12 protein-coding genes are annotated in these 24,805 nt (G+C 67.7%); 10 read left to right on the top strand and 2 right to left on the bottom strand.

The features are described from left to right. Positions 1–375: 375 nt before the first annotated feature. Complete coding sequence (locus ACIBK0_RS45405) at positions 376–1,287, bottom strand: protein NO VEIN domain-containing protein (RefSeq protein ID WP_399094292.1); 912 nt, start codon at positions 1,285–1,287, stop codon at positions 376–378. 101 nt (positions 1,288–1,388) lie between these two features. On the opposite strand from ACIBK0_RS45405, the gene ACIBK0_RS45400 reads away from it, so the two are divergent. The 3 genes from ACIBK0_RS45400 (at position 1,389) to ACIBK0_RS45390 (ending at position 5,025) form a co-directional block, all read left to right on the top strand. Beyond that, positions 1,389–2,141: a restriction endonuclease gene (locus ACIBK0_RS45400; protein ID WP_399094289.1), complete on the top strand. Its 753-nt coding sequence runs from the start codon at positions 1,389–1,391 to the stop codon at positions 2,139–2,141. 110 nt (positions 2,142–2,251) lie between these two features. Then, positions 2,252–4,120 (top strand): DNA/RNA helicase domain-containing protein, encoded by a 1,869-nt coding sequence (locus tag ACIBK0_RS45395; protein WP_399094286.1) that lies wholly within the window; start codon positions 2,252–2,254, stop codon positions 4,118–4,120. A 308-nt stretch (positions 4,121–4,428) separates the two neighbouring features. Next, positions 4,429–5,025 (top strand): sce7726 family protein, encoded by a 597-nt coding sequence (locus tag ACIBK0_RS45390; protein ID WP_399094307.1) that lies wholly within the window; start codon positions 4,429–4,431, stop codon positions 5,023–5,025. Here ACIBK0_RS45390 and ACIBK0_RS45385 read toward each other — a convergent pair. Beyond that, positions 4,997–6,022 carry a hypothetical protein gene (locus tag ACIBK0_RS45385; RefSeq protein ID WP_399094283.1) on the bottom strand — a complete coding sequence of 342 codons (1,026 nt, stop codon included), beginning with the start codon at positions 6,020–6,022 and terminating at the stop codon, positions 4,997–4,999. The genes ACIBK0_RS45390 and ACIBK0_RS45385 overlap by 29 nt on opposite strands. Before the next feature lie 309 nt (positions 6,023–6,331). Here ACIBK0_RS45385 and ACIBK0_RS45380 point away from each other — a divergent pair, with 309 nt between their 5' ends. From ACIBK0_RS45380 to pglZ, 7 genes are all read left to right on the top strand, one after another. After that, positions 6,332–7,015: a hypothetical protein gene (locus ACIBK0_RS45380; RefSeq protein ID WP_399094281.1), complete on the top strand. Its 684-nt coding sequence runs from the start codon at positions 6,332–6,334 to the stop codon at positions 7,013–7,015. A 710-nt stretch (positions 7,016–7,725) separates the two neighbouring features. Next, positions 7,726–8,328: an RNA polymerase sigma factor gene (locus ACIBK0_RS45375; RefSeq protein ID WP_399094278.1), complete on the top strand. Its 603-nt coding sequence runs from the start codon at positions 7,726–7,728 to the stop codon at positions 8,326–8,328. After that, on the top strand, positions 8,325–8,933 hold the full coding sequence (locus ACIBK0_RS45370; protein WP_399094275.1) for a hypothetical protein: 609 nt from the start codon (positions 8,325–8,327) through the stop codon (positions 8,931–8,933). Before ACIBK0_RS45375 ends, ACIBK0_RS45370 begins: the two co-directional genes overlap by 4 nt. A gap of 587 nt (positions 8,934–9,520) precedes the next feature. Continuing rightward, positions 9,521–14,212: a BREX system serine/threonine kinase PglW gene (gene pglW / locus ACIBK0_RS45365; RefSeq protein ID WP_399094272.1), complete on the top strand. Its 4,692-nt coding sequence runs from the start codon at positions 9,521–9,523 to the stop codon at positions 14,210–14,212. Next, the gene (gene pglX, locus ACIBK0_RS45360; protein ID WP_399094269.1) at positions 14,209–17,841 is read left to right on the top strand and encodes a BREX-2 system adenine-specific DNA-methyltransferase PglX; all 3,633 of its coding nucleotides are present in this window, start codon (positions 14,209–14,211) and stop codon (positions 17,839–17,841) included. The genes pglW and pglX overlap by 4 nt, the downstream gene beginning before the upstream one ends. Positions 17,842–17,976: 135 nt before the next feature. Next, complete coding sequence (locus ACIBK0_RS45355) at positions 17,977–21,864, top strand: phage resistance protein (protein WP_399094266.1); 3,888 nt, start codon at positions 17,977–17,979, stop codon at positions 21,862–21,864. Beyond that, a complete protein-coding gene (gene pglZ, locus ACIBK0_RS45350) occupies positions 21,861–24,785 on the top strand; it encodes a BREX-2 system phosphatase PglZ (RefSeq protein WP_399094263.1) in 2,925 nt (974 codons plus the stop codon). Before ACIBK0_RS45355 ends, pglZ begins: the two co-directional genes overlap by 4 nt. Positions 24,786–24,805 lie beyond the last annotated feature (20 nt).

Raw genomic sequence — 24,805 nt, 5'->3', positions numbered from 1 at the left:
TCCAAGCGCCGTCCTCCGCCCGGCGTGCCGACCCCAGATACACCTGCGGATCTCCCAGCCCGGCCCGCACCAACGCCTCAAGCAGCGCAGGCCAGGAGCTGCGCGAGCTGCGCACCTCACTGCGATCCGGTACTCCGAACCCGGCGGTGGTCTACCGCTGTCGGCCCCGCCCGAGGAAGGACGTCCCAGACACCGCGGTGGCGATCTCCCGCACCCGGCCGGAAGCCGCGCACGGCACGAGCGCAAGCCACCTGGAGACTTCCCAGCGCTGCTGTCTGCCAGTCCACCCTGCCGACGACCGGCGGGCAGCTTCCGCAGCGACGATCAGCCCGTCCCGCTCGTCGACACGGTGCAGGAGCCAGGCACCGTAAGCCATCACTCACGTGTGCACAGACGGTACTCGTACACCATCGGCCGGCTGCCTGACACAACCTGGTCACCTGTCAGCACGGTGATCGTCGGCCGCGTGCCGAGTGCATCGGTCACTGCTGCCAGGCGCCAGCAGGAATCGGTGGCGGCCGTTCTGTGCTCGTTGGCCGTCAAGAGGAAGGCCGCCTTCGGGCCGGAGATCCCCTTGACCTCGACGTGCAGTTCACCATGTTCGGGCGCTGTGCAGGTGACGTCCCAGCCGCATTTACGGGCTGACACGTCGGTGACCGCGAAGCCGAAGCCACGATAGTGAGCCATGACCTGCTCCATGGCCGCCCGTTCGACTACCTGATTGGCAAGGGGATCACCAAAGGCAGCACCGGTGGGGCCGACAATGATCGCTGAGGGCGCATCGCCGGGATACTCCGGCCACGGGCCGACCCGCCCCTCAAGCGCAGACATTTCCTCGGGACTGATGTATATGGGGTTGCTCATCTGCGGTGCCCGGAACAGTTCCATACCCGCCAGTTCGGGCATCGCCTTCAGTTCGTCTGCCGCGATCGGGGTCGGCAGGATGTCGACGTCCAGATCGACGGCCCATTCCAAGCGATGGGCTCGTTCCTCGTCCAGCCAGTAATCCGAGGCGTCGTCGGCTTTGAGTCGAAGGTACGCCGGGCCTGTGGCATACCCGATGCCCCACACACCGGGTATGTGGGTGGTCGTCGCCGGGCCGCCCACCCACAGCACGACACGCTGGCCAGGTGCCATCAGGTCAGTACGGTAGTTCTTGGCGACGAGCCAGTCCCACACTTTGTACTCGCCGTCTTGGACCTGTTGAGGCAGGTCGTAGACATCTGGATTGCAGCGCAACACCCAGCCGCCGAGGTTCGCGTCAGTAATCCGCGGAGTCTTTGACACGGCCCCCTCCATGGATTGAGCCCCCTTGCCGCGCACCATCGCTGGTCTCGGCAGCGGTATGAGAAACGAGAACATTCAGGAGGCTACTGGAGCAGCTGACCGTGGCCTTCGTGGTCGGCCTGGCCGAGGCGCCGGCCGTGATCCACGACGCCGGGCTCATCCACCGCGGCCTCGCACGGGTGAACGTCCCGATCGCCGACGAACGGCCTCTGTTGGGCAGGAGACATTCCAAAAAGACGCCCCGCAACCGTCTCGTGACTGAGTGGCACGCCAAAATTCGACGAGAAGGGGCGCGGCCGGACCCGAGGGAGGTTCCTGCCGCCTGCGGTGCGTTGGTGTCAGGTCAGGACGCGAGGCGGAGCCAGGGAGATTGCGCAGGATTGCCCGACGAGCGCGGGAGCCCGAGCCGATTGCGCGCAACCTGTCCCGCCTGCCAAGTGCGGGCGGGAACTGCATGGTTGCGGCGATCGTCGGGCGCCCCACGGTGTGGAAGAGGCGCCGCCTGGGAGCCGACGGGGTGGCCTGGGACGGACAGGGCTCGGAAGTCGGTCTTGCAGTGCAAGCCGTACACGCGCCCGGTGGGCTCCCGGGAGGTGCAGACCTTCAACGGAACTCCCCGGCCCGAACATGGAGCGCACCACCCCATCATGATCGGACTCAGTGGCTTCACCCAGCCCGCGATCACCTTCACCGCCTGGCACGCCATCGTTCTGGTCGGTCGGAGCTCAAGCGCTGGGCTGATGGCACCCATCTCTACGACATCGTCGAAGCCGAAGCCCAAGAGCGACCTGCCGGCCTGGAGCGTGGGCTGCGGCTACCGGGAGGCCCTGCAGGTTGTCAGTGCCGGGGTTTAGAGTGATCTCTGTTTTTCGCGGCCCGCCGGGCTTCTGCTGTTTGCGGACATGCCCCCACCCGCGCACGGTGTTTCGTGCTGCCCGGGGGATGTCTGGTGTCGTTGCTGCGTATGTCTGCTCGTGCTGTGGTGGAGGCGGTGGGTGGCGGCTCGCTGGTGGAGAGCCTGGCCACGCAGTTCCGGTTCACCTACGGCTTTGAGGCCGGGGTGAGTGAGAAGAGGTCGTGGGGCAACAGTCTTCCCGCGCTCGCCCACACTCTGCTCGACGCGGGCCTGGGGGACGTCGAGGTCCTCATCGAGTATCCGGTGCCGCTGTCCAGCTACCGGGTGGACGCCCTGCTGGCCGGCGCCCACCCCGTGACGGGTGAGCCGTCGTATGTGGTGGTGGAGCTCAAGCAGTGGACGGCCGTCGCGCCGGTGCCGGACGCCGAGGACCTGGTGACGGTGCAGGGCATGGGCAACACCGCCCGCCTGCACCCCATCGCGCAGGTACGCCGCTACTGCGACCACATCGCGGACTTCACCAAGTCCCTCCACGGTCACGAACACCGGATCAGCGGCGCCGCGTTCCTGCACAACGCCACGGACTTCGGCGTCGACAGCCTTTTCGACCTTCAGGCCGACGCGTACGGCCGCTTGTTCACCGCCTCCAGCAAGGGAAAGTTCCAAGAATTCCTCAAGGAACGCCTTGCCCCCGTCTCCGGCGCGCACGCCGCGGACACGCTGCACCCGGAGCAGATTGCGCCCAGTAAGCAGCTGATGGCCGTCGCGGCCCAGGAGATTCAGGAACGCTCCCAGTTCAACTTGCTCAACGAGCAGCAGGTGGCCTACTCGCTGGTGATGCGGGCGGTGAAGAAGGCGAAGCAGTCCGACTTCAAGGAAGTCATCGTCGTCACGGGCGGTCCGGGCTCTGGCAAGAGCGTCATTGCGCTCGAAGTTCTCGGCGAGCTGTACCGCACCGGGGTGACGGCCATCCACGCCACCGGCTCCAAGTCGTTCACCACCACCCTGCAGAAAGTCGCCGGCAAAGGCAGCGGCCGTATCCGGAAGCTGTTCGGCTACTTCAACCATTTCAGCCACGCCGAGAAGAACGGCCTGGACGTGCTGCTGTGTGACGAGGCCCACCGGATCCGGGAGTCCTCCAACCACCGCTTCACCTCCAAGGCCAAGCGCAGCAACCGCCGCCAGATCGAAGAACTCCTGGACGCCGCCCGAGTGCCGGTCTTCCTGCTCGACGAACACCAGGTCGTGCGCCCCGGCGAAATGGGAACCGTCCACGAGATCGATCAGGTGGCCAAGGCCATGGGCCTGACCGTCCGGCACGTGAACCTCGACGGACAGTTCCGCTGCGGCGGCAGCCGCGCCTACGAACAGTGGGTCCTGCGCCTGCTGGGCCTGATTCCGGGCGGCCCCATCCCCTTCGAAGGCGATGACCACTTCACGCTCACGGTGGCCGAGACCCCGCAGGAACTCGAAGCGATCCTGCGCTCCCATCAGGAGGCCGGGCTGCAGGCGCGTATGACGGCGGGGTTCTGCTGGCGCTGGAGCGAGCCGGTTGTCGATGACCACAAGAACTTCGTTGCTCTCGTCGACGATGTCGACCTGCCTCAGTGGGATTGGAAGCGTCCGTGGAACGTGCAGGGGGACCGCACCATCGGCGGCTACCCCTCGAAAGACCTCTGGGCCACTGACCCGGCCGGGTTCACGCAGGTGGGATGCATCTACACGGCACAGGGCTTCGAATACGACGTCAGCGGCGTCATCTTCGGCCCCGACCTCGTGTGGCGTAACGGCGTATGGGTCGCCGACAAGAAGTCCAGCAAGGACACCGTCGTCGCCCGTGCCCCCGAGCACGAGTTCGCCCACCTGATCCGCAACACCTACAAAGTGCTCCTCACCCGCGGCATGCAGGGCACCGTCCTCTTCTCAACCGACCAGGAGACACAGGACATGCTGCGCTCTCTCGTGCGCTCGGCGTAGACGGCACGTGTACGACGGGGCTTGCGGCAGGCAGGCCCGGACGCTGCCCGGACATGTGCTGCGTCATCTCAGCTAGCCCACGCCAGTGCAGGTCGCGGCTACCGTCGCAGACCACCTCGTCCAGGGCACGGGGCAGGAGAGCGCCGTGCTCTGCGCTCTGGCAGTTGGCGTCGCTCGGGCTGATGCCGGCAGCCCCCGGCATCCACTGGGCGATGGGTCAAAGAGTTGGCAGGCACCGCCGCCCCGGCAGCACGGGCGGCATACCGAGATGGGTGGGTGGTGGGGCGTTTTAAAGTTCCGGGGTGAGCATGCGCAGCAGTCAGGCCCGGGATGGTGATATCCGGCCCGCGGTGCGGGAGTGGATCCTGCGGCAGCCGGGATGGGGGCAGGCGGTGCTGCGCGAAGAGTTCGGGCTGTGCAACGGCGAGGCCCGGGCCGATGTGGCCGTCATTGCTCCGCAGCTGGTCGGATTCGAGATCAAAGGCCCGCTGGACCGGTTGGATCGGCTGCCTCGTCAGGTCGCCTTCTACGACCGCATCTTCGCGCGTTCCTGGCTGGTGACCACCGAAGCGGCTTGGCCGGCCGCATCGGCGCTGATTTCTCCCTGGTGGGGTGTGTTGCTGGCCCAGAGCGGGCGCCGGCAGTCCGGTCTGCTCCCGGTGCGGGCGGCACAGCCCAGCCGCGTCGTTGAGCCGTTGGCGCTGGCCCGCCTGTTGTGGCGCCAGGAAGTGCTGGCCGAACTGGACGCAGTGCGCTGGAGGGGGGCCACCAGCCGCCTGCCCCGCTACCAGTTGTGGCAGATCCTGGCCGAGGCGCTGCCGGTGGAGGAGTTGGCAGGACGTGTCCAGCACGTTCTGGCTGCGCGGGAACGGCCCGCTAGCCCAGCTGACGCAGGGTCTGGGTGAGGTGCTGGGTGTGGCCGGCCCGGATGAATCGTTCCGGAGGACCGGCCGTCTCCTGTCCTGTGGCGCAGTTGGCGAGATACTGCTCGCCTTCGCTGAAGCCCCGCCCGCGGAAGCGGGGATCGCTGGTGAGGCGGGAGACCAGGGTTGGCATCTGTGCGGTGCCGTACACGGCCATGTTCCGCCCCTTGACGACCAGATAGTCCTCGGCCGTGGAATACAGCACCCGGCCCAGGATCGTCACCGGGCCCGTCGTGTGCTGCGCCGGCTTACCCGGATGCACGATCGAGTAGTCCCCGAACACCAGCCGCTCGCTCATCCCGGAGTGTTCGCCTACTTTCTGCCACAGCTCCAGTTCGCGACGGGAGAGGGGATTGATGATGTCGCGCTCCAGCCCTTGAAGCGAGGCAGGAAATGCGCCCGACAGCAGCACGAGGGTGCGCCAGGGCCGTAACGCGCCTACCAGCGAGGCTGCTTGCGCAGCCCATGCGAGGGCCTGCTGGGGCTGATCCAGCGCCCCGACATCGAGCAGCACGTCCGTCTCTTCCGGCTCGGTCTTTAGTCGCGTCAGCAACTGCTCTATCTGCTCGACGGCTACTGCGGTGGGCGCGTGTGCCCGCTCGATGCGCAGTCCTAGCCCGTTGCCGGTGGACTGGGCGAGCTCGTCGGCCAGGGCCTGCTGGCGTGGCGTACGAAACGGGCTGGTGACGGGCGCGGCGGTGGTGAACAGCCCGAAGGCGCTCCACAGCGTGCTGCCCACCATCTCGGGCTCGTCCTCCACGTGCTGGGTGTCGATCCAGCAGCGGCGCGAACTGCTCACGGCGCGCAGTCGGTTGGCCGCCTGTGTGAGGTGCTTGATGCGTTCGCGTGTCGATGGTCGTGTGTCGGTGGGCGTGCGCAGCACGGGCACCGTCCAGAGCACCGCCATCTGCTCGCCGACCTCTGCCGCCACGTCACAAAAGCCGCGCACGTCCCCGCGCTTGACCGGTAACGCCGCCACATAGCGAATCATCTTGTGCGCCCCCCATCGCCGTCCGTGACCGCAGAGTGACACGAGACAACGGCCCGTGAAAGGGCGCCTCAGGCCACCTGCACGGTCGCGCAACACGGCTGGTCCTTGTCGGTGCCATCCTCAACTCTTCCTCTGAACGCGAGCGGTGAACGCGTGGCGTTGGTCGTGACCGGACAGGATGCGGACACGAGGTGACACGGGTGAGCGGCAGGTGCATGGAGCCGCTCGATCGCCGGTCGCCGGATGCGGCCTTCGCTGGCGTTGGGGCGGTGGCATGGCTTCTAGGGAGGGTGTGACATGGGACGGCTGAATTACGCACCGTTGGACGACCTCACGGACGGCTTCTTCGCACCCACCTTGCACAAGTTGAGACTGACCGTCGAGCAGATCAGGGCGCAATCGCTCACCGAGCTGCAGGCTTCGCTGGAGAGGGTCAACACCGCGATCGAGCACCCGGATTCATTCCCGGTAGCGCGGGTGGAACTGGTCGCGCAGGCCGGCAGAGTGGTGACCGTTCTGACGAGCAATCCAGACGACACCCTGTACGAGGTGGGCATTCTCCCCACCCTGCTGGAACGTAAGACGCTGATCCTGGAACGGATCAACGCACTGCGGCCGGCCGCGCAGATCAAGGACTTCCGCCAAGAGGTCAGCACCAGTGTCAGCGACCCAGAGACACGGCAGCATCTGCTCAAGGTCCTCGACGAGCACGCCGCGATGGAAAAAGAACGCTCCGAACGACTGGAGCGCGAGCGAGCCGAGCTTTCCGCGGAGTTGGCGACCGAGTCCACGAGCCTGGCGACAGCAGTGGCCTTCACTGAACTGAAGCACCGCACGGCTGCAGTGGAGAAGCTTGCAGACAAACTCGACAGCGAGAAGGTAACGAAGTTCGACGTCGTCACGATCACGCTGACCATCCTTGCGGCGATCGGCGGTCTGACCGGTGCCGTGGTCGCGCTCATCAGGTGGGTAACCGGCTGAGTACCTTCGAGCGAAGAGAAGGGCGCTGGGTAGGGAACTCACCTGGCTGAACCCACCCGCGCCCGCTGCGTGAGACCGCACCTCACGTTGCCGACGTGACGTGGGCGCTGCGTTGGTAGGCCCGCCAACGCCACCCGGGCCCCCGTCGGCGCTGATTCGCCATGCCGTGCGGGAGCCGGGCGCGCAGTGGCCCAGCGTGGTGTGGAAACGCGGCCGCCCCTGCCGGGATGCGTCAAGGTGTGGTGCCGTGGCCATCTGCGGGGGCGGATCCAGCCGGCCTGGCAGGGCCCGCGGTCACTGGTCCGCCTGCCCACGGCGGCTTCCTGTTGGTTGCTGCCCGGCTGTGCGTGGGGTGTTGCGTCCTGGGGCGACAGGGGCAAGCGAGTTCGGGCTGACGGTGGGGCGGCGTGGATGTGGGCCCGGGTGGCAGCGTTTGGGGGGCTTTATTCGATGAAGGGGCATGACGGTTGGTGTAGAGCGCTGGGTGTGGGGGCTGTGGCCGGCGGCGTCGTGGTGTGCCTGGCTCGGTGTCTGCGTGGTCGTGGTGGTGGTGAGTGGGTGCGGGTGGCTTGCTGAACGGGGGCGCCGGGCCACGCTGGTGGCGCTGGTGTGTCATGCGCCTCCCGGCACGGTGGTGGTACAGCAGCGGGGCCGGGGCGGGCCTGCGATGGAGATCCGCCTGGGAGCGCACGTCAGGGAAGGGGGCCACCGTGACCGGACGGCGGATCTCCGAGCGGACAGCCAGTGAGGTTTCCACGTTGTGGAACTGCGAAGCGGTGCCGCTGCTGCGCTATGCCATGGTCTTGACGGGAGGCGCGCAGCCGGCCGCGGAGGACCTGGTGCAACGGGCGTTCATGGCGGTGGCTCAGCAGTGGGATTCCCTCACCGGAGCGGGCTTGGTCACAACAGCCCAGAAAGCACAGGCAGGTAGACACCGGGCATGGTTGCGCCGTGTGTGCCGCAATCTGTGGATCGACGACATCCGCAGGTCACAGCGGTTGAACCGGCTGGGCGCCGAGTTGGCTCGCCACTACGCCTCCCCTCCGCCGGATCCGGCCGACGTCATCTTGGCCCGTGACGATCTCGAACGCTGCTGGGAGGTGATCCGTAGCTTTTCCGAGCGGCGCAGGCAGGTGGCCATCTTGTACTTCGTCGAGCAGCGCTCAACGGCGCAGATCGGCGAACTGTTGGGGATCGAGCCGTCGGGGGTCCGCAAGCACGTAGCCATCGCCCGCGCAGCGCTGCGTCAAGCGGTAAGTCGCCCCCTACAGATCACCGAGCCTGCCAGGCCGCGAGGGGAGGAACAGTCGTGACAGACGACCAGCACGAACGCAAGGACGACGAGACGATCGCGCACCTGCTACGGGATGCCGAAGGTGTCATCGACATCGATCCCAGCAGTCTCCAGCAGCGCAAGTACGAACTGCGGGAATGGATGGCTGGCTCGGACCGCACTGGCCGGCCTGAGGCCGATGGCCCCACCGGTCGAAAGCATTCGTCCGGGGCCTGGCCCCGATTCATCGAATGGAATCCCGATCTCACGCTGAAACCCCTCGATTCCCCACGCGAGGTCGACGGCGACACGGCGGCCAGGCTGCATCGCGCGGTCGGTGACCACCTCCACCCTGCTCCTGCAGCGAGCAGCGGCTGGCGCCCCAACGCAGGCCGGGACGAAGCCGCCGAGGCCGCCCTCAACGCGGTGAGCGAACTGCGCACATACCTGGCGCTGTCGAGACCCGGCACGCACACACAACTGCTGCAGACGGTGCTTGCCGAGGCCGAGGACGAGATCACCCGCACCGGTCAGATCTCCGCCAGGCTGTACGAGCAACTGCGCACCGCGCTCACCGATACACCTCTGGGCGCCGCACTGGAGGCATCCGCCGGCGTCGTTGCACGGCTGCTGGCAGGCGAGTAATCGGGGGGCGGATACGGCCAAGGGCATGTGTGGGTTCCGCAACGGGCCGGGGGAGGCCCGCGCCCACCCGGCGTCGTCTGACGGCGTGAGTGGGCAGGAGGTGCCGATGTACGCCGCCCACTCCTGCCCGGTTCCGTGTCGATGAGGTACTCAGGCTCACCAGGATGACTGCATCGGCGGACGGTGAGGGTGCGGTAGCGCTCGGGCAAAGCATGCCCGCCCGGTACGGCGATACCGCCTCATAACGGGCACCAGCCGTACAGGGACACCTGGCTGCGGTGTATGCCTGTACGGCTTCGATCCGGTGATGAGGACGTCTGTGCCGACGAGCCGGTGAAACCGTAGACCGTCACTGCCGCCGAAGAGGCCTTCGGTGCTGGGGTGTTCCGGCAGGCCGACCAATCTGCCCGAACGCCAACGCGCATATTGTAGAGAACACCCCATTTCGGTCATGGGAGCTCTATGTCCTGAAGTCCCGTCCTTCACCGACTCTTCTCATGTCACAGGCAGCCACTAGGATCTGTACTTGAGGGTTTGACCACGGGGAACGGCTGCCCTTGAGGGAATTCGAGGAGTGGGGAACAGGCATGCGGGACGGCCGGTGGGTCACGGTCACCGAGTCGGAGTTCGATCACGAACGTCGCGGCCTGGAAGCGATCCGAGAGAAACTGCCGGACTCCGATCCCTGGCGCGCCTGGTCGAACTTCACCTTCACCGCGAATACCGGCCACGTCCGCGAGGTCGATCTCCTGGTCGTCGCCCCCGGCGGGGTGTGCATGATCGAGTTGAAGGACTGGCACGGCTCGGTCACCTCCGAGAACGGCACCTGGGTCCAGACCACGCCCGGTGGCCACCGCCGCACGCACGGCAACCCGCTGCACCTGGTCAACCGCAAGGCCAAGGAACTGGCCGGCCTGCTCGCGCAGAGTGGCGCCAAGCGGGTCTGGGTCGCCGAGGCCGTCTGCTTCACCGACAACAGCCTGCGGGTACGGCTGCCCGCCCACGACCAAAACGGCGTGTACACCGTCGACCAGCTGGTGGAGATGCTGAAGGCTCCTCCGCGTGATGAGCGGCGCCGTATCACCGCGATCAGCTCGCGCGAGATCGCGGCAGCCCTGAAGAGCATCGGTATCCGCCGCAGCGACGCGCAGTACAAGGTCGGCCCGTATGAACTGGAGCGCAAGTCCTTCGACTCCGGGCCCACCTGGGCGGACTACCTCGCCCGCCACAGCGACCTGCCCGAGGCCGCCCGCGTCCGCATCTACCTCAGCGAACGCGGCTCCGACGCCTCCCTGCGGCAGTCCGTTGAGAACGCCGCCCGGCGCGAGGCCGCGGTGCTGGGCCGGTTCAAGCACCCCGGCGCCGTCGAACTCAAGCAGTACTTCCCCTCCGGTCACGCCGCCGGCCCCGCGCTGATCTTCGACTACCACCCCGACACCCTGAAGCTGGACGAGTACCTGGTCCAGTACGGCGAAAAGCTGGACATCCTCGGCCGGATGGCGCTGGTACGCCAGCTCGCCGAGACCATGCGCTCCGCGCACTCCAGCCGCATCCACCACCGAGCCCTCGCCGCCCGCTCCGTGCTCGTCGTCCCCCGCCCGCGCGGCCGCAAGGGCCAGGCCGTGGGGGAGGAGGCCGCCTGGCTCACTCCGAAGCTGCAGATCTCCGACTGGCAGATCGCCACCCAACGCAGCGGCGACTCCTCGCAAGGCCAGGGCATGACCCGGTTCGCACCGACCGCGCTGTCCGCCATGCACCTGGCCGACGACGCCGACGCCTACCTCGCGCCGGAACTCACCGCCCTGAACCCCGACCCGGTCTACCTCGACGTGTACGGACTCGGCGTCCTCACCTACCTGCTGGTCACCGGCAAAGCCCCAGCCGCCAGCCAAGCCGAACTCCTGGCCCGCCTGGAAGCGGGGGAGGGCCTGCGCCCCAGCTCCCTGGTGGACGGCCTGTCCGAGGACGTGGACGAGCTGGTGCAGGCCGCCACCGCCTACCGACCCGGCCAGCGCCTGTCCAGCGTGGATGAATTCCTGGAGCTGCTGGAAGTCGTCGAGGACTCCCTGACCGCCCCCTCCACAGCAGCCACCACCCCCGACGAACCCAGCGAACAAGACGACACGGCCATCGACAAGGACCCGCTGGAAGCCGTCGCCGGTGACGTACTCGCCGGCCGGTGGGAGATCCGCCGCCGCCTGGGCACCGGCTCCACCAGCCGCGCCTTCCTCGTCCGCGACCTTCAGGCCGAGGCCCGCAAGATGCGCCCGCTGGCCGTGCTGAAGGTCGCCCTGTCCGACAACCGCGGCGAAGTCTTGGCCCGCGAGGCCGAGGTCATGGGCCGCCTACGCCCCGACTCCCGCATCATCCGCCTCGTCGAACCCGAACCGCTCCACATCGCCGGCCGCACCGTCCTGGTGCTGGAGTACGTCGGCGACGAACGCGACGACAACGGCCCAGGCGCCGAGAGTGCCGCCCGCCCGCGTCGCCGTGAGGAGACCGTCGCCCGCCAGCTGCGCGAACACGGCCGCCTCCAGGTCGACCAACTGGAGGCGTACGGCGACTACCTCTTCGGCGCCGTCGACCACCTGGAGGGCGAGGGGGTCTGGCACCGCGACATCAAGCCGGACAACATCGCCGTCCGTATCCGCCCCAACCGCACCCGCGAACTCGTCCTCATCGACTTCTCCCTCGCCGGCTACCCCGCGAAGAACACCGACGCCGGCACCGACGGCTACCTCGACCCCTTCGTCGACGTCATCACCCGCGGCTCCTACGACTCGCACGCCGAGCGGTACGCCCTCGCCGTCACCCTGCACCAGATGGCCTCCGGCGAACTGCCCAAGTGGGGCGACGGCAGCCTCCTGCCGCGCATGACCGACCCGAAGGAGTGGCCGTACCCGACGATCGCGGCCGAGGCCTTCGACCCGGCCGTACGCGACGGGCTCGTCGCCTTCTTTGAAAAGGCCCTGCACCGCGACGCAAGCAAGCGGTTCCCCGAGCTCAAGCCGATGCGCGATGCCTGGCGCAAGGTCTTCCTCGACGCCTCGCAGACCGTCCCCTCCAGCCACCGCACCCGCCACCCCGCCCCCACGGCCACGCCCGCCGACGACGGGATGCCTGCCGAGGGCGCCGTCGCCATCGCGGACGCCGAGCCGGAGACCGCCGAGCAGCAACGCGACCGGCTCGCCGCCGAAGTCACCCGCGACACCCCGCTGACCGTCTCCGGCCTCACCCCCGCCGCCCAGTCCTTCCTCTACGGCCTGAACCTCACCACCGTCGGCGAACTCCTCGACTACAGCCGACGCAAGCTCGTCAACGCCCCCGGACTCGGCGCCAAGACCCGCAACGAGGTCCAGCAGCGCCAGCGCGAATGGGGCGAGCGGCTCCGCGAGATCCCCGTCTCCCCACTCACCCCCAAGGGACGGGCAGAGGCCAAGGAGGAGCTGGAGCAGCTCACCGCCGCCGAGTCGACCCTCGCCGGCCAGCTCGCGACGGGCGACACGGCGGCCGCACTGTCCGCGCGCACGCTGCGCTCCGTCAGCCTCGACACCCTCGCCACCGTCTTCGTCCCCGCCATCAACAACAACGGCTCCAACCGCAACAAGGCGGAGATGGTACGGCTGTTGCTGCGCCTACCCGACGAGCACGGCGTCCTGCCCGACATCGGCGTATGGCCCAAGCAGAAGGACGTCGCCGACGCGCTCGGCCTCAGCCACGGCCGCATCCCGCAGATGCTCAAGGAGGAGCGCAAGCGCTGGAAGGCGGAGCCCACCGTCCAGGCACTGCGGGAGGAGATTATCGACCTGCTCGTGAGCATGGGCCGCGTCGCCTCCGCCGTGGAGATCGCAGACGCCCTCGCCGTCCGCCGCGGCACCCACCTCGCCGGCCGCGAGCAGCGGCGCGCGATGGCCCTGGCGGCCGTACGGGCCGTCGTCGAAGCCGAGCAACTGGTGCCGCAGGAAGCCGAGTTCCAGCACCAGGCGAACCGCAAAGCAACCGACGAGTCCCTCGGCGCCGGCCTGCTCGCCCTCGACGTGCGCGACAACGACGCCCCCGATACCCCAACCGCGCCAGGCCTGCTGGACTACGCGACCCGCCTCGGCCGCACGGCCGACCGGCTCGCCAAGCTCGACACCCTGCCCACAGCCGCGACCGTCCTGGCCGAACTGAGTGCGCTGACCGTGCCGCCAGGCGCCGTCGACTGGGACGAGCGACGCATGGTCGAACTGGCCGCCGCCGCGTCCGTCAACGCCGCCGCCACCCCACGCCTGGAGATCTACCCCCGCGACCTGCCGCTCGTCCGGACTCTGCGCCTGACCCAAGCCGGACTCGTCCGCTGGATCCCGGGCATGCCGGAAGGCCGCCAGCCCGGCCTGACCGGCGAGGACGTCCACGAACGCATCCGCGCCCGCTTCCCCGAACTAGTCGTCCCCGACGGGCGCGGCGCCACCGCCCACGACCTGCCCACCGGCGGACCGCTCACCAAGGCCCTACGCAACGCGGGCTTCGAACTCTCGCTGAGCATGCGCGAGGACACCGGCACCCTGCGCTACCTGCCCACCCGGATCGACGACACCTCCAGCTACCTCACCACCGGCGCATGGCGCCAGTCCACCCGCACCGGCACAGTGACGCGGTACGCGGACGACCCCCAGCTCGCGAGCGCGGTGCGCGCGGAGGAACGCCTCCTCGCCTCGGCCCGCCGGGACGGCTACCGGGTACTGACCGTACGCCAGCAGCTCGTGCGCGACGCGGTGCGGGAACTGGGCGGTGAACGGCTGGGCGCGCAGGCCCTGTCGGTGACCGAACTGTTCCTTCAAGCCCTGCACGCGCAGGTCTCGCCCGGAACCAAGCCCACCTGGGAGACCCTGCTCAAGGCGGACGCCGCCGAGCCGGGATCGAAGGGCGCGGTGCGGTTCGCCGAGTACGCGCGCACCGCGTGGGGCTCGGTCGAGCCCCGCATCGTCGACCTGCTGACCAACGACGGCGGGGGTGTGACGGGTCCCCTCCTGCTGGCGGAGGCCGGGGTGTTTGCCCGCTACGACGCGATGGGCGTCCTGGACCGGCTGGCGTCGGCGGCCCGACAGGGCGGACGGGGCCTGTGGCTCCTGGTCCCGCAGAGCGACCCCTCGCGCGAGCCGCGGCTCGGGCAGGTAGCCGTGCCCTACCAGGCCGGCCTGGGGGAGTGGATCCAGCTTCCGGACACCTGGGTGGGCAACGCCCACCGCGGGTCCGGCGAGATTGTGGCAAGTAGTGTCGAGGGAGACGCCAAGTGATCGACCGCAAGGCTCTGTTGAACGACCTGAAGAAGCAGGTCACGGCGGTCGAAGCTGACCTCGGGCGACAGGTCAAGGCGCTGGGCGAGGTCGGCGCCAGACTGAAGGCCGAGTACAACCAGGCACGCAAACTCGGGCGCACGGCGGCGACCTGGAACGCGTGGTTGGACGAGCGAATCACGCAGGTTGCAGTGGCGTGGGTACTGGGCACGGTGTTCGTACGGTTCTGCGAGGACAACCAGCTGATCCCCGAGCCCTACCTGACCGGGCCGGACGGCGACCGGCGCGAGCTGGCGGAGTCCCGGTACGACGCGTACGTCGAGGCGGACGACAACCCGACATACCGCGGCTGGCTGGAGAAGGCCTTCGATGAACTGGGCACAGGCCAGGCCGGCCGCCTACTCTTCGACAAGCGGCACAACCCGCTCTACCAGATCCCGCTCTCGCACGACGGGGCCCGGGAGTTGGTCGAGTTCTGGCGGCAGCGGAACGGGGAGGGCGTCCTTGTCCACGACTTCACCGACCCGCTGAACGAGGATGGCACGAAGGGCTGGGACACGCGGTTCCTGGGCGACCTGTACCAGGACCTGAGCGAGGCCGCGCGGAAGACATACGCGCTGCTCCAGACACCGGAATTCGTAGAGGAGTTCATCCTCGACCGCACGATGAACCCGGCGGTGCGGGAGTTCGGGTACGAGGAACTGAAGATGATCGACCCCACGTGTGGGTCGGGGCACTTTGTGCTGAGCGCGTTTCGGCGGTTGGTGCGGCTGTGGGGCGAGGGCCGGCCTGGGCGTGATGTGCATGAGCGGGTTCGGGCTGCGCTGGACTCCGTGCACGGTGTGGACATCAACCCGTTCGCGGTGGCCATTGCGCGCTTCCGGCTGTTGGTTGCGGCGATGGCGGCAAGCGGCGTGCGGACAATGGCGGAGGCTGCGGGGTACGAGTGGCCGATCCACTTGGCGGTGGGTGACTCCCTCATTAAGGCGCGGCAGCTTGAGCTGACATTGGGAGGGGACGAGGACGACCTCGATGATCAGCTGGCCTCATTCACCTACGCCACAGAAGACGTGCACGAGCACCCGGGAATCCTGCAGCAGGGGCGCTACCACGTGGTGGTCGGGAATCCACCGTACATCACTGTGAAGGACAAGAAGCTTAACGCTCTATACCGGGAACTTTACGACGCCTGCGCAGGAAAGTATGCGTTGTCAATCCCCTTCGCTCAGCGGTTCTTCGAGTTGGCTAAACAAGGAGATGACGAGGGGCGAGGATACGGATTGGTGGGTCAAATTACCGCGAACTCGTTCATGAAGCGCGAGTTCGGGAGTAAATTGATCGAAGATTACTTCGCCCAAAGAGTGGAACTGACGGAAGTGATCGACACCTCTGGAGCGTATATCCCCGGCCACGGCACACCTACAGTAATCCTGGTCGGTCGCCGTTGTATCACAGGAAGGTCGGGAGTTGTTCGAACGGTAAGGAGCGTTCAAGGAGAGCCGTTCTCCCGTTGCAACCCGGCGGACGGAAAGGTTTGGAGAGATATCGTAGAGCATATTGATTCCCCGGGCCATAAGGGATTGTGGGTAACGGTCGACGATTTGAAGCGCGACAGTTATGTAAAGCATCCATGGATGCTTACAGCCGGAGGAATGGAAATTATTGAAGAAATTAATAAAGCGAAGAATTTCTCGCTGAATCAAGTCGTATCGCGCATTGGGTTCTACGGGGTCCTGGGGTCGGATGATGTTATGACGGCTCCCATTGGCGCATACCGTAAGGCTGGCGCAGAGAAGTCTTACATTCGACGCCTAGTAATCGGCGACGAGGTACGCGATTTTGGGTTCAGCGGCGAGGGCGTGTTTGCGTTCCACCCCTATAGCAAAGACAGGGAGCTCGCCCGGCTGGAAGGATTTCCCGCATTGCGTCAATGGCTTTGGCCTTGGCGAACCGAGTTGGGAAATCGGGCCACTTTCTCTGGTGGCACCTACTTTCGTGATGGGCGCCCTTGGTGGGAATGGCATCAGATTCCCAAGGATAAGGGTGCCCATGAATGGGCTATTGCCCTGGGTGAAGTGGCTACCCATAATCACTTTTCGCTTGATCGTGGCGATAAGGTATTCAATCGTACCGCTCCAGTGATTAAGTTGCCTGCGAGCGCCAGGAGTGAGGATCACTTCAATCTTCTGGGGCTTCTAAACAGTTCTACTGCATGCATTTGGCTGAAGATGATGTGTCACAACAAGGGGGAAGGGGGTGGGGCGCGCGTTGATGCTGGATATGCGGCAATGGGTAGCGAAGCATGGAAGAATCACTTCGCATTCAATGGCTCAAATGTGGAAAAATTTCCTCTGCCTGGCTCCTATCCCACAGACTTGGCGGTAATCCTCGAAGATCTTGCGCGTAAGCTGGCAGATCTTGCGCCCTATGCCCTAGTTGACAAGGAGCTGACTACTCCAAGCCTTCGTGAGGCGCGCAGTGCTTGGATGCGTACTCGCGCTCGCATGATCGCCCTTCAAGAGGAACTGGACTGGCAGGTCTATTCCCTCTACAATCTCCACCCCGAAGACCTCCGGGTCTCCGAGGACACCGACGATCGCAACATCCCCGAACTCGCCCTGGGCGAGCGCGCCTTTGAGATCGTCCTGGCCCGCCGGGTCGAGGCAGGCGAGGCCAGCGACGAGTGGTTCAAGCGACACAACTCCACCCCCATCACGGAGATTCCCGCTCACTGGCCCGCTCCCTACCGGGAGATCGTGCAGAAGCGGATCGACGCCATCGAGTCGAACCAAGCCATCGGCATGGTCGAGCGTCCCGAGTACAAGCGTCGCTGGGCTACCGAGGGCTGGGACGTACTCCAGGGGAAGGCCCTGCGCTCCTGGCTGCTCGACCGCATGGAGAACCGCGACCACTGGTTCGACGAGAACAGTCAGCCCACTATCCTCACCCTGTCGCGCCTCACCGACGCGCTCTCGCGTGACGAGGACTTCGTCTCCGTTGCCAAGCTCTACGCGCCCCGCAAGGAGCTGGCGAAGGTCGTCGCCGAGCTGATCACAGATGAGCACGTGCCGTTCCTCTCCGCCCTGCGTTACAAGCCGTCCGGCCTGAAGAAGCGCGCGGACTGGGAAGAGGTGTGGGAACTCCAGCGCAAGGAGGATGCCGCGCCCGACGAGCCCGCCAAGCGGAAGATTCGGGATTCCACCCCCGTGCCGCCGAAGTACACCTCGGCCGACTTCCTGCGCACCTCCTACTGGAAGGCGCGCGGCAAGCTCGACGTGCCGAAGGAGCGGTTCATCTCTTATGGGCAGACCAACGCCCCCACTCCCGAGTTGTACGGGTGGGCTGGCTGGGACCACCGGGAGCAGGCGCAGGCCCTCGCAACGTACTTCACCAACACCGCGCTGACCGCCGAGGAGATCACGCCGTTCCTCGCCGGGCTGCTGGAACTGCAGCCGTGGCTGTATCAGTGGCACAGCGAGTTCGACATGCTCTACAGCGGTTCCCCGGCGGACTTTTTCGCTGGTTACCGCCAGCAGATGCAGGGTGGGCACGGACTCACCGACGACGACCTCCGCACTTGGCGGCCTCAGGCTGCAACCCGAGGCCGCCGCGCCGCCGTGAAGAAGTAGCAGCAACAGAAGCAGAGTCAGGGCGCGGACAAGCCCGCTCCACCAACGGCTGCCCGGCCCTGACCTCGGCCCCGCCCCCACCGTCCTGACCACCTACCGCACGCCACACGTCCGCAAGGAGAGCGAGAACCCAAGATGGCCCAGCAGCCCCTCCTCCGCGATGTCATCGACATCAAGAAGTCCATCTCCACCTCGGACTTCGTGCTGTCCCTCGCTGAGGCGACCACGCCTGAGGGTGCCCAGCATGCGCTCAAGGACTATGTCGTCACTGAGCGGCTGCTGGAGAATTTCGACGAGGCGCTGGACCTGATCAAGTCGGCGCTGGATGGGCAGCGTTCCAAGGCGGCGTATCTGCACGGTTCGTTCGGTTCCGGTAAGTCGCACTTTATGGCCGTGCTGTACGCGTTGCTCAGCGGCAACCCGGCTGCCCGTGCCCGCACGGAGTTTGACCCGGTGCTGACTAAGCACGAGTGGCTGAGCACGGATGGCAAGAAGTTCCTGCTGGTGCCGTATCACATGCTCGGCGCGAAGGCTCTCGAGCAGAGGGTGCTCGGCGGGTACGTGCACCACGTCAAGAAGCTGCACCCGGACGCCCCGACCCCGCAGGTGTACCGGACCGACTCCCTGTTCGCCGACATTCGTGCGCTGCGCGCCAGTACGGGCGATGAGGCCATCATCCGCGGCCTGGGCGGCAGTAGCGACGCGGATGACGGCGAAGAGGACGAGTGGGGTGAGGGCTTCGCCTGGACCCCGCAGCTCCTGGATACCGCTCTTGCGGCCGAGGAGAACCACGAGGCGGGCACCCCGCTCAACCTCCGTAACCCTTCCACCCCGGCCGAGTTGCGGGCCAAGCTGGTCAACGATGCCAGCACCAACCTGCTGCCCGGCTTTGCGAAGAACGCCGCCGAGGATGAGCACGGTTTCATCTCTTTGGACGCGGGGCTGTCCGTCATTGCCGAGCACGCCAAGTCGCTCGGCTACGACGGCCTGATCCTGTTCCTGGACGAGCTGATCCTGTGGCTTGCCACCCTCATCCACGAGCAGAAGTTCGTCGCGCGCGAGGCAAGCAAGATCACGAACTTTGTGGAGGGCGGTGACGCCCGCCGCGCCATTCCCGTCGTGTCGTTGATCGCTCGCCAGCGCGACCTGCGCGAGCTGGTCGGCGAGGAGGTGTCCGGTGCGGCGGAGTCGTCCATCCAGGACACCCTGAACCTGGCCTCCGGCCGCTTCGACAAGATCACTCTGGAGGACCGCAACCTCCCGCAGATTGCTCACGCCCGTCTCCTCAAGCCCAAGGACGCCGAGGCGGAAAGGCTCGTCGACGCGGCCTTCGAGCAGACCAAGCGGGTCGGCTCGCAAGTGTGGGACACCCTGCTCGGCTCAGAGAAGGGCACGACCGGCGCGGACGCGGAGTCGTTTAGGCTGACGTATCCGTTCTCGCCGGCGTTCATGGACACCCTCGTCCACATCTCGTCCGCGCTGCAGCGCTCCCGCACCGGTCTGAAGCTGATGGGCCAGCTCCTGGCCGATCACCGCAACGAGATCCGCCTCGGGCAACTCATCCCGGTCGGCGATCTCTACCCGGTGATTGCGGAGGGCGGTGACAAGCCGTTCACCGACAGTCTGAAGGTCGTCTTCGAGGCCGCCGACAAGCTGTACACGAACAAGCTGCGCCCGTATCTGCTCAGCGCGTACGACATCACCGAAGACGACGTCGAGGAGTACCTCAACCGGCCCGAGGCGATCACCGACCTGCAGCGCGGCAACCGGTGCCGGATGTTCGTCGGCGACAACCGGCTGGTGTGCACGCTGCTGCTGTCGGCGCTCGCGCCCAGCGTGCCCTCCCTGGCCGAGCTGACCATCCGCCGGCTCGGTGCGCTCAACCACGGCTCGGTCCTCGCGCCGATCCCGGGCGCCGAGGTCGGCATCATCAAGAACAAGGTCGCCGAGTGGGCGGCCCGCTTCCCTGAGATCAAGGAGACCGGCACCGACGCCAACCCCGGCGTGCGGCTGGAGCTGTCCGGCGTCGACGTGGACTCCGTCATCGCCAACGCCCAGGTCAACGACAACCCCGGCAACCGGGTCGCGCTCGCCCGGCGCCTGCTGTCGGAGGAACTGGGCGTCGAGCACGGCCAGTTGAGCGACCAGCTCAGCTTTACCTGGCGCGGCACCGCCCGCACCGCTGAGATCGTGTTCGGCAATGTCGCCGATGAGGACGAGCTGCCCGATCACGACCTGATGCCGCAGGACGAGGGCCGTTGGCGGATCGCTATCGACCTCCCCTTCGACGAGGGCGAGTGGGGTCCGGTCGAGGACGTCAATCGCATCCGGCGGCTGCGCGAGCGGCAGCAGGGCGAGCGGTCCCGCACGATCGCCTGGCTGCCCGCGCACCTGTCCGCGCAGCGCTTCGCCGACTTCCGCCGTCTGGTTGTCATCGACAAGGCTCTCGCCGACGAGCATCGCTTCGACACGCAGTACGCCGGCCACCTCAACGCCGATAACCGAAGCCGTGCCAAGGGCCTCCTCGAAACCCAGCGGGAGGCTCTGCTCAAGCAGGTCAAGGGTGCCTTCAAGCAGGCGTACGGCCTCGCGCAGAAGCAGAGCGCCGACGTCGTGCCGGACTTCGACGACCACCTCGTCGCGCTGCCCGACGTGGACGGTCTCACCCTGTCTTTCGGGCAGAGCCTGCACGACGGCATCCGGCACGTCGCGGGCAAGCTGCTTGCCCACCAGTACCCGGCGCACCCCGACCTGGACCCCGATGCCAGCGGTATCGCCGTCAAGGCCACCGACACCAAGAAGGTGTTCACCCATGTGCGGGCCGCCGCCGAGGCCCGCGACGGGCGAATCGAGGTCCCGGCCGGCGACCGTAAGCTCATGCAGCGGATCGCCGGACCCTTGCGTCTTGGGCAGCAGAAGGAGGCGTACTTCGAGCTGTCCCGCTACTGGGCCGACCACTTCCGCCAGCTCGCCAGCGCCCAGGGCGTCACCGGGGACCTGTCCCTGATCACCCTGACCGACTGGACGGACAAGCCCGACCCGCGCGGCCTGCCGGACTTCCCTGCCAGGCTTGTCGTCGCCGCCTTCGCGGAGATGGACGACCGGGTGTGGGTGCGCGGCGGGACCGTCCTGGACCCGGCGCCCGAACTGTCCGCGATCAAGGACCACGACGCGCTGCGCAGCCAGCCGCGGCCCGCCGAAGCCGACTGGGACACCGCCCGCCAGCGCTTCGAGACGATCTTCGGGCAGAAGCCGCCCGCCCTGTGGCGCGGCCGCATGATCAACCAGTTCGCCCGCCAGATCATCGAGGCCGCCCGCACCCACCGGGACCACGCGGCCGACCTGGTACACCAACTGGAGGCGCACGCCTCCTTCCTCGGCCTTGACCAGAGCGCCGACACCGGACGGCTCGCTCTCGCCCGACGCTGTCTGCAGCTGTTGGATGCGCTCACCGCGGAGGCCGGCAAAGGCGCGGCCGGGGCGAAGAAGACGGTGGAGGCCCTCGCCGCCTTCGACCTGGGCCCCACCAGCGCCGACCGGTACGGCACGTCCATCAAGCAGGCCCGCACGGTCGCGGAGGCCGTCGCCTCCGCGCCCTGGAGCACCCTGGAACTGGCCGCCGGGCTCGGCCCCGAGGGTGAGGCGCTGCTCGACTCGCTGCGCAACGTGGCCCGCGATGATCAGCGCACGGCGAACCTGCGCGACGCCCTGGCCCGCACTCAGCGTGAGGTCGTCGCTCTGATCAAGCGCAGCCAGGCCGCCGCTACCCCGCCCGCGCCTGCTCCGGTCCAGCCCACCGCGGATGACCTGTCCCTGAACACGTCGACGAGTGATCCGCGCATCCCCTACACCTCGCAGGAGACGCCCTCCCCAAGGAGGGGTGCAGGCAAGCGTTCTGGCGGAGGCCGCACCACGGTGGAGCGTGTCGTCGCTGATTTCCATGCTGAGCTCGGACAGTTGACGGACGTGGAACCTGGAACGGTCATCGAGTTCTCCTGGCGGGTCGTGGAGGAGGACCGATGAGTGCTGTCACTGCAGCCGCGCCCGCTGCTGGCGCTGTCCGGCTGAACACCGCGACCATCACCCAGTACCTGTCCTCACAGTCCTCCCTCGCCACCTCCCTGACGGGGGACGGCGGGGCCAGGCGCCGGGTCGTGCTGCTTCGGTCGACGCCCCAGTGGGACGGCCCTGCCGAACCCGCCTGGGGCGAGGGACGGACGGCCGGTGTGGCAGTGGCGCCCTCACCACTCGCTGTCCACGAACTCGTCCTCGACCACCTGGCGGGCCGCCGGCCCGGCCCTGCCGTCCTGGTCGTCCTCACCGACCGCGAGCCAAACGAACTCGACCCGGCGATCCTCGCCCGCGTCCACAAACTCCGCATCGACACCGTCGACAGCTGGGACGTCGTCCGCGAGACATTCGGCGCCCGGCAGATCGACCCCCGGCTCAAAGACGTCAACTTCGCCGCCGAAGCCCTCCTCGACGCCACCCCGCCCGGCGGCTGGCCGCCCGTGCCCGGCGGCTGGCTGTCACGGCAGTACGCTCTGACCGCGCTCGCCCAGCGCCGCCTGCGCCTGGGCCGCTACGACACCGAGGGCGGCACCTGGCAACTTGGCGATGACCGGCTCGACGCACAGGCTCTGCTGCATTGGTCGACCCGGCCCGGCGCCCCCGAGCGGCTACTGAACCTGCGCGGCCCCGAACGCGCCGGACTGAGCGGCTTCCTCGGCGAGGAGGACCAGGCCGGCCTTGCCGGACGCGCCCTGCTCGCCCTCGTGGACGCCGAACGCGGAGCGGACGCGGCCGCCTTCGGCCTGGTGTGCGCGACCCTGTGGCAGCACGCCGAGCCTGCCCCCGCCACCTACCAGGCACGCGGGCGTGCCGAACGCTACTTCGGCGAGCAGCCCCCCGCGATCGGTGAACAACTCGACGCTCTGGTGAGTGTCTTCGGCCGGGCCGCCGAGGAGTACGTGACCACGCTGTTGGCAGCAGGACACCGCAACGGGGGTAGCGACGCGGACCGGGCCCGCGAGGCACGCCGTACCACCGGCACCGTCCTGGACCGGGCGGCCGTGCTGGCCCGCCAGTTCGGCGCGGAACAGGCCATGGGGACGAGCCCCATCCTGCGCGGCGGACTCGAAGCCCGGTTCACCGCCGTCGGCCAGGCCCTCACGTCAGGCGACACCAGCGCGGTCACGAACGCCGTCCGGAACCTGGAGGACCACCGGCTTGCCACCGAGCCGGAGGAGTCTGCCCGCATCGAACGCGCCCGCATGGGACAGCGCCTCGCACGCTGGCTGGCCACCGACCCGCCCGCCGACACCCCCACGGTGGCCGACGCCATACAGCGGCACGTCGCCGAGACCGGCTGGGCCGATCTCGCCCTGGAACACATCGAGGCCGGCGGCGACCCGGACCCCGTCCTCAAGGCCGCCTACGACACCCTCGGCACACGCGTCAGGGACCGACGGCGGAAGATCGACGCATCCTTCGCCCGCTCGCTGGCCTCCTGGACGCAGTCCGGCACCCAGCCCGGCAGCATGCTCACCGTCGAGACCTTCCTTCAGCGCGTGGTCGGGCCCGTCGTCCGCCACGACCAGGAGCGACGGGTACTGCTGCTCCTCCTGGACGGCATGAGCGCGGCCATAGCGAACGAACTCGGCGAGGAACTGCGCCGCTCCTGGGCGGAGTTCGACCCGCTCGCCGAGGGCGCCCCGCACCGCCGGGCCATGGCGGCCGCACTGCCCACGCTGACGGCCGTCTCCCGAACCTCCCTGTTCGCAGGCACCCTGATGAAGGGCACCCAGGCAGAGGAGAAGCGCCTCTTCCCCACCCTGAAACTGTGGGGCGGCGCCCCGGCCGCCGTGTTCCACAAGGACGATTTGCGCACCGAGAGTGCGGGCGACACCTTCGGCCCCGCGCTCGCACAGGCACTCACCGACGGCCACACCCATGTCGCCGTCGTCCTCAACGCTATCGACGACCGGCTCGCCAAGGAACAAAAACTCGGCGATGGAGCCTGGCGCGTCGACGACGTCCCCGGCCTGCGCGACCTGCTGCGCATCGCGGCGGCCCAGGGCATGGCCGTCATCGTCACCAGCGACCACGGCCACGTCATCGACCGCCACGGAACAAAGACCGACACCACCATCGACCCCGCCTCCGCCCGACACCGCCCGCCCGGCACCGGCCCACTCGCCGAACGGGAAATCGCCCTGTCCGGACCGCGCGTGGTGTGGCCCGAGCCCGGCGCATCCATCGTCGCGCTGTGGGACGCCGACTCCCGCTACACCGCACTCAAGGCCGGCTACCACGGCGGGGCCTCCCTCGCCGAGTTCACCATTCCCGTCCTCGCCTTCCTGCCGTTCGGGGCGGAACCCCCCAAGGACTGGCGGGAGTTGGGCGATCAGCGACCCACCTGGTGGGCTCCGCAAGAGGCCGGAAGACTACTGCCGGCCGAGCGAACACTTCAGGCGGCCGGCCCGGCTCCGGCAGCTGCTGCGAAGAAGACGACGGCGAGGACTCAAAAGAAGCAGGCGGAACTCGCCCGGACGCACGACGCTCTCTTCGACGTGGAGCTGACCGCTGGGGGAGATGACGCCCTGCTCACGGCGACTCTGGTCTCCCGGACCGAAACGCTCGTGATGGCACTACTCGACTCCGAGACGTACCAGGCACAGCTCGGCGGGCTGGCACGCAAACCCCAACCAGAGCAGGTCCACAAGGCGCTCACCGCGCTGCTCGAGGCGGGCGGCACTCTGCCCGTCACCGCGCTCGCCCAGCGCGCGGGGATGCCCACCACCCGAGGCGACGGCTTCGCCGCCGTCCTGCGCCAGCTCCTCAACTACGACGGAGTCCAGGCGCTGGAGACCCTGCCCGACGGACGCACCCTCCGACTCCACGAGGCACTGCTGCGCGAGCAGTTCGCGCTCGGAGCAGGCTGACCCAACGGGCTGCCCGGCGG

The sequence above is a fragment of the Streptomyces sp. NPDC050564 genome (assembly GCF_044457265.1).
Lineage (GTDB): Bacteria > Actinomycetota > Actinomycetes > Streptomycetales > Streptomycetaceae > Streptomyces.
This window is presented reverse-complemented; position numbering and strand designations above follow the sequence as displayed.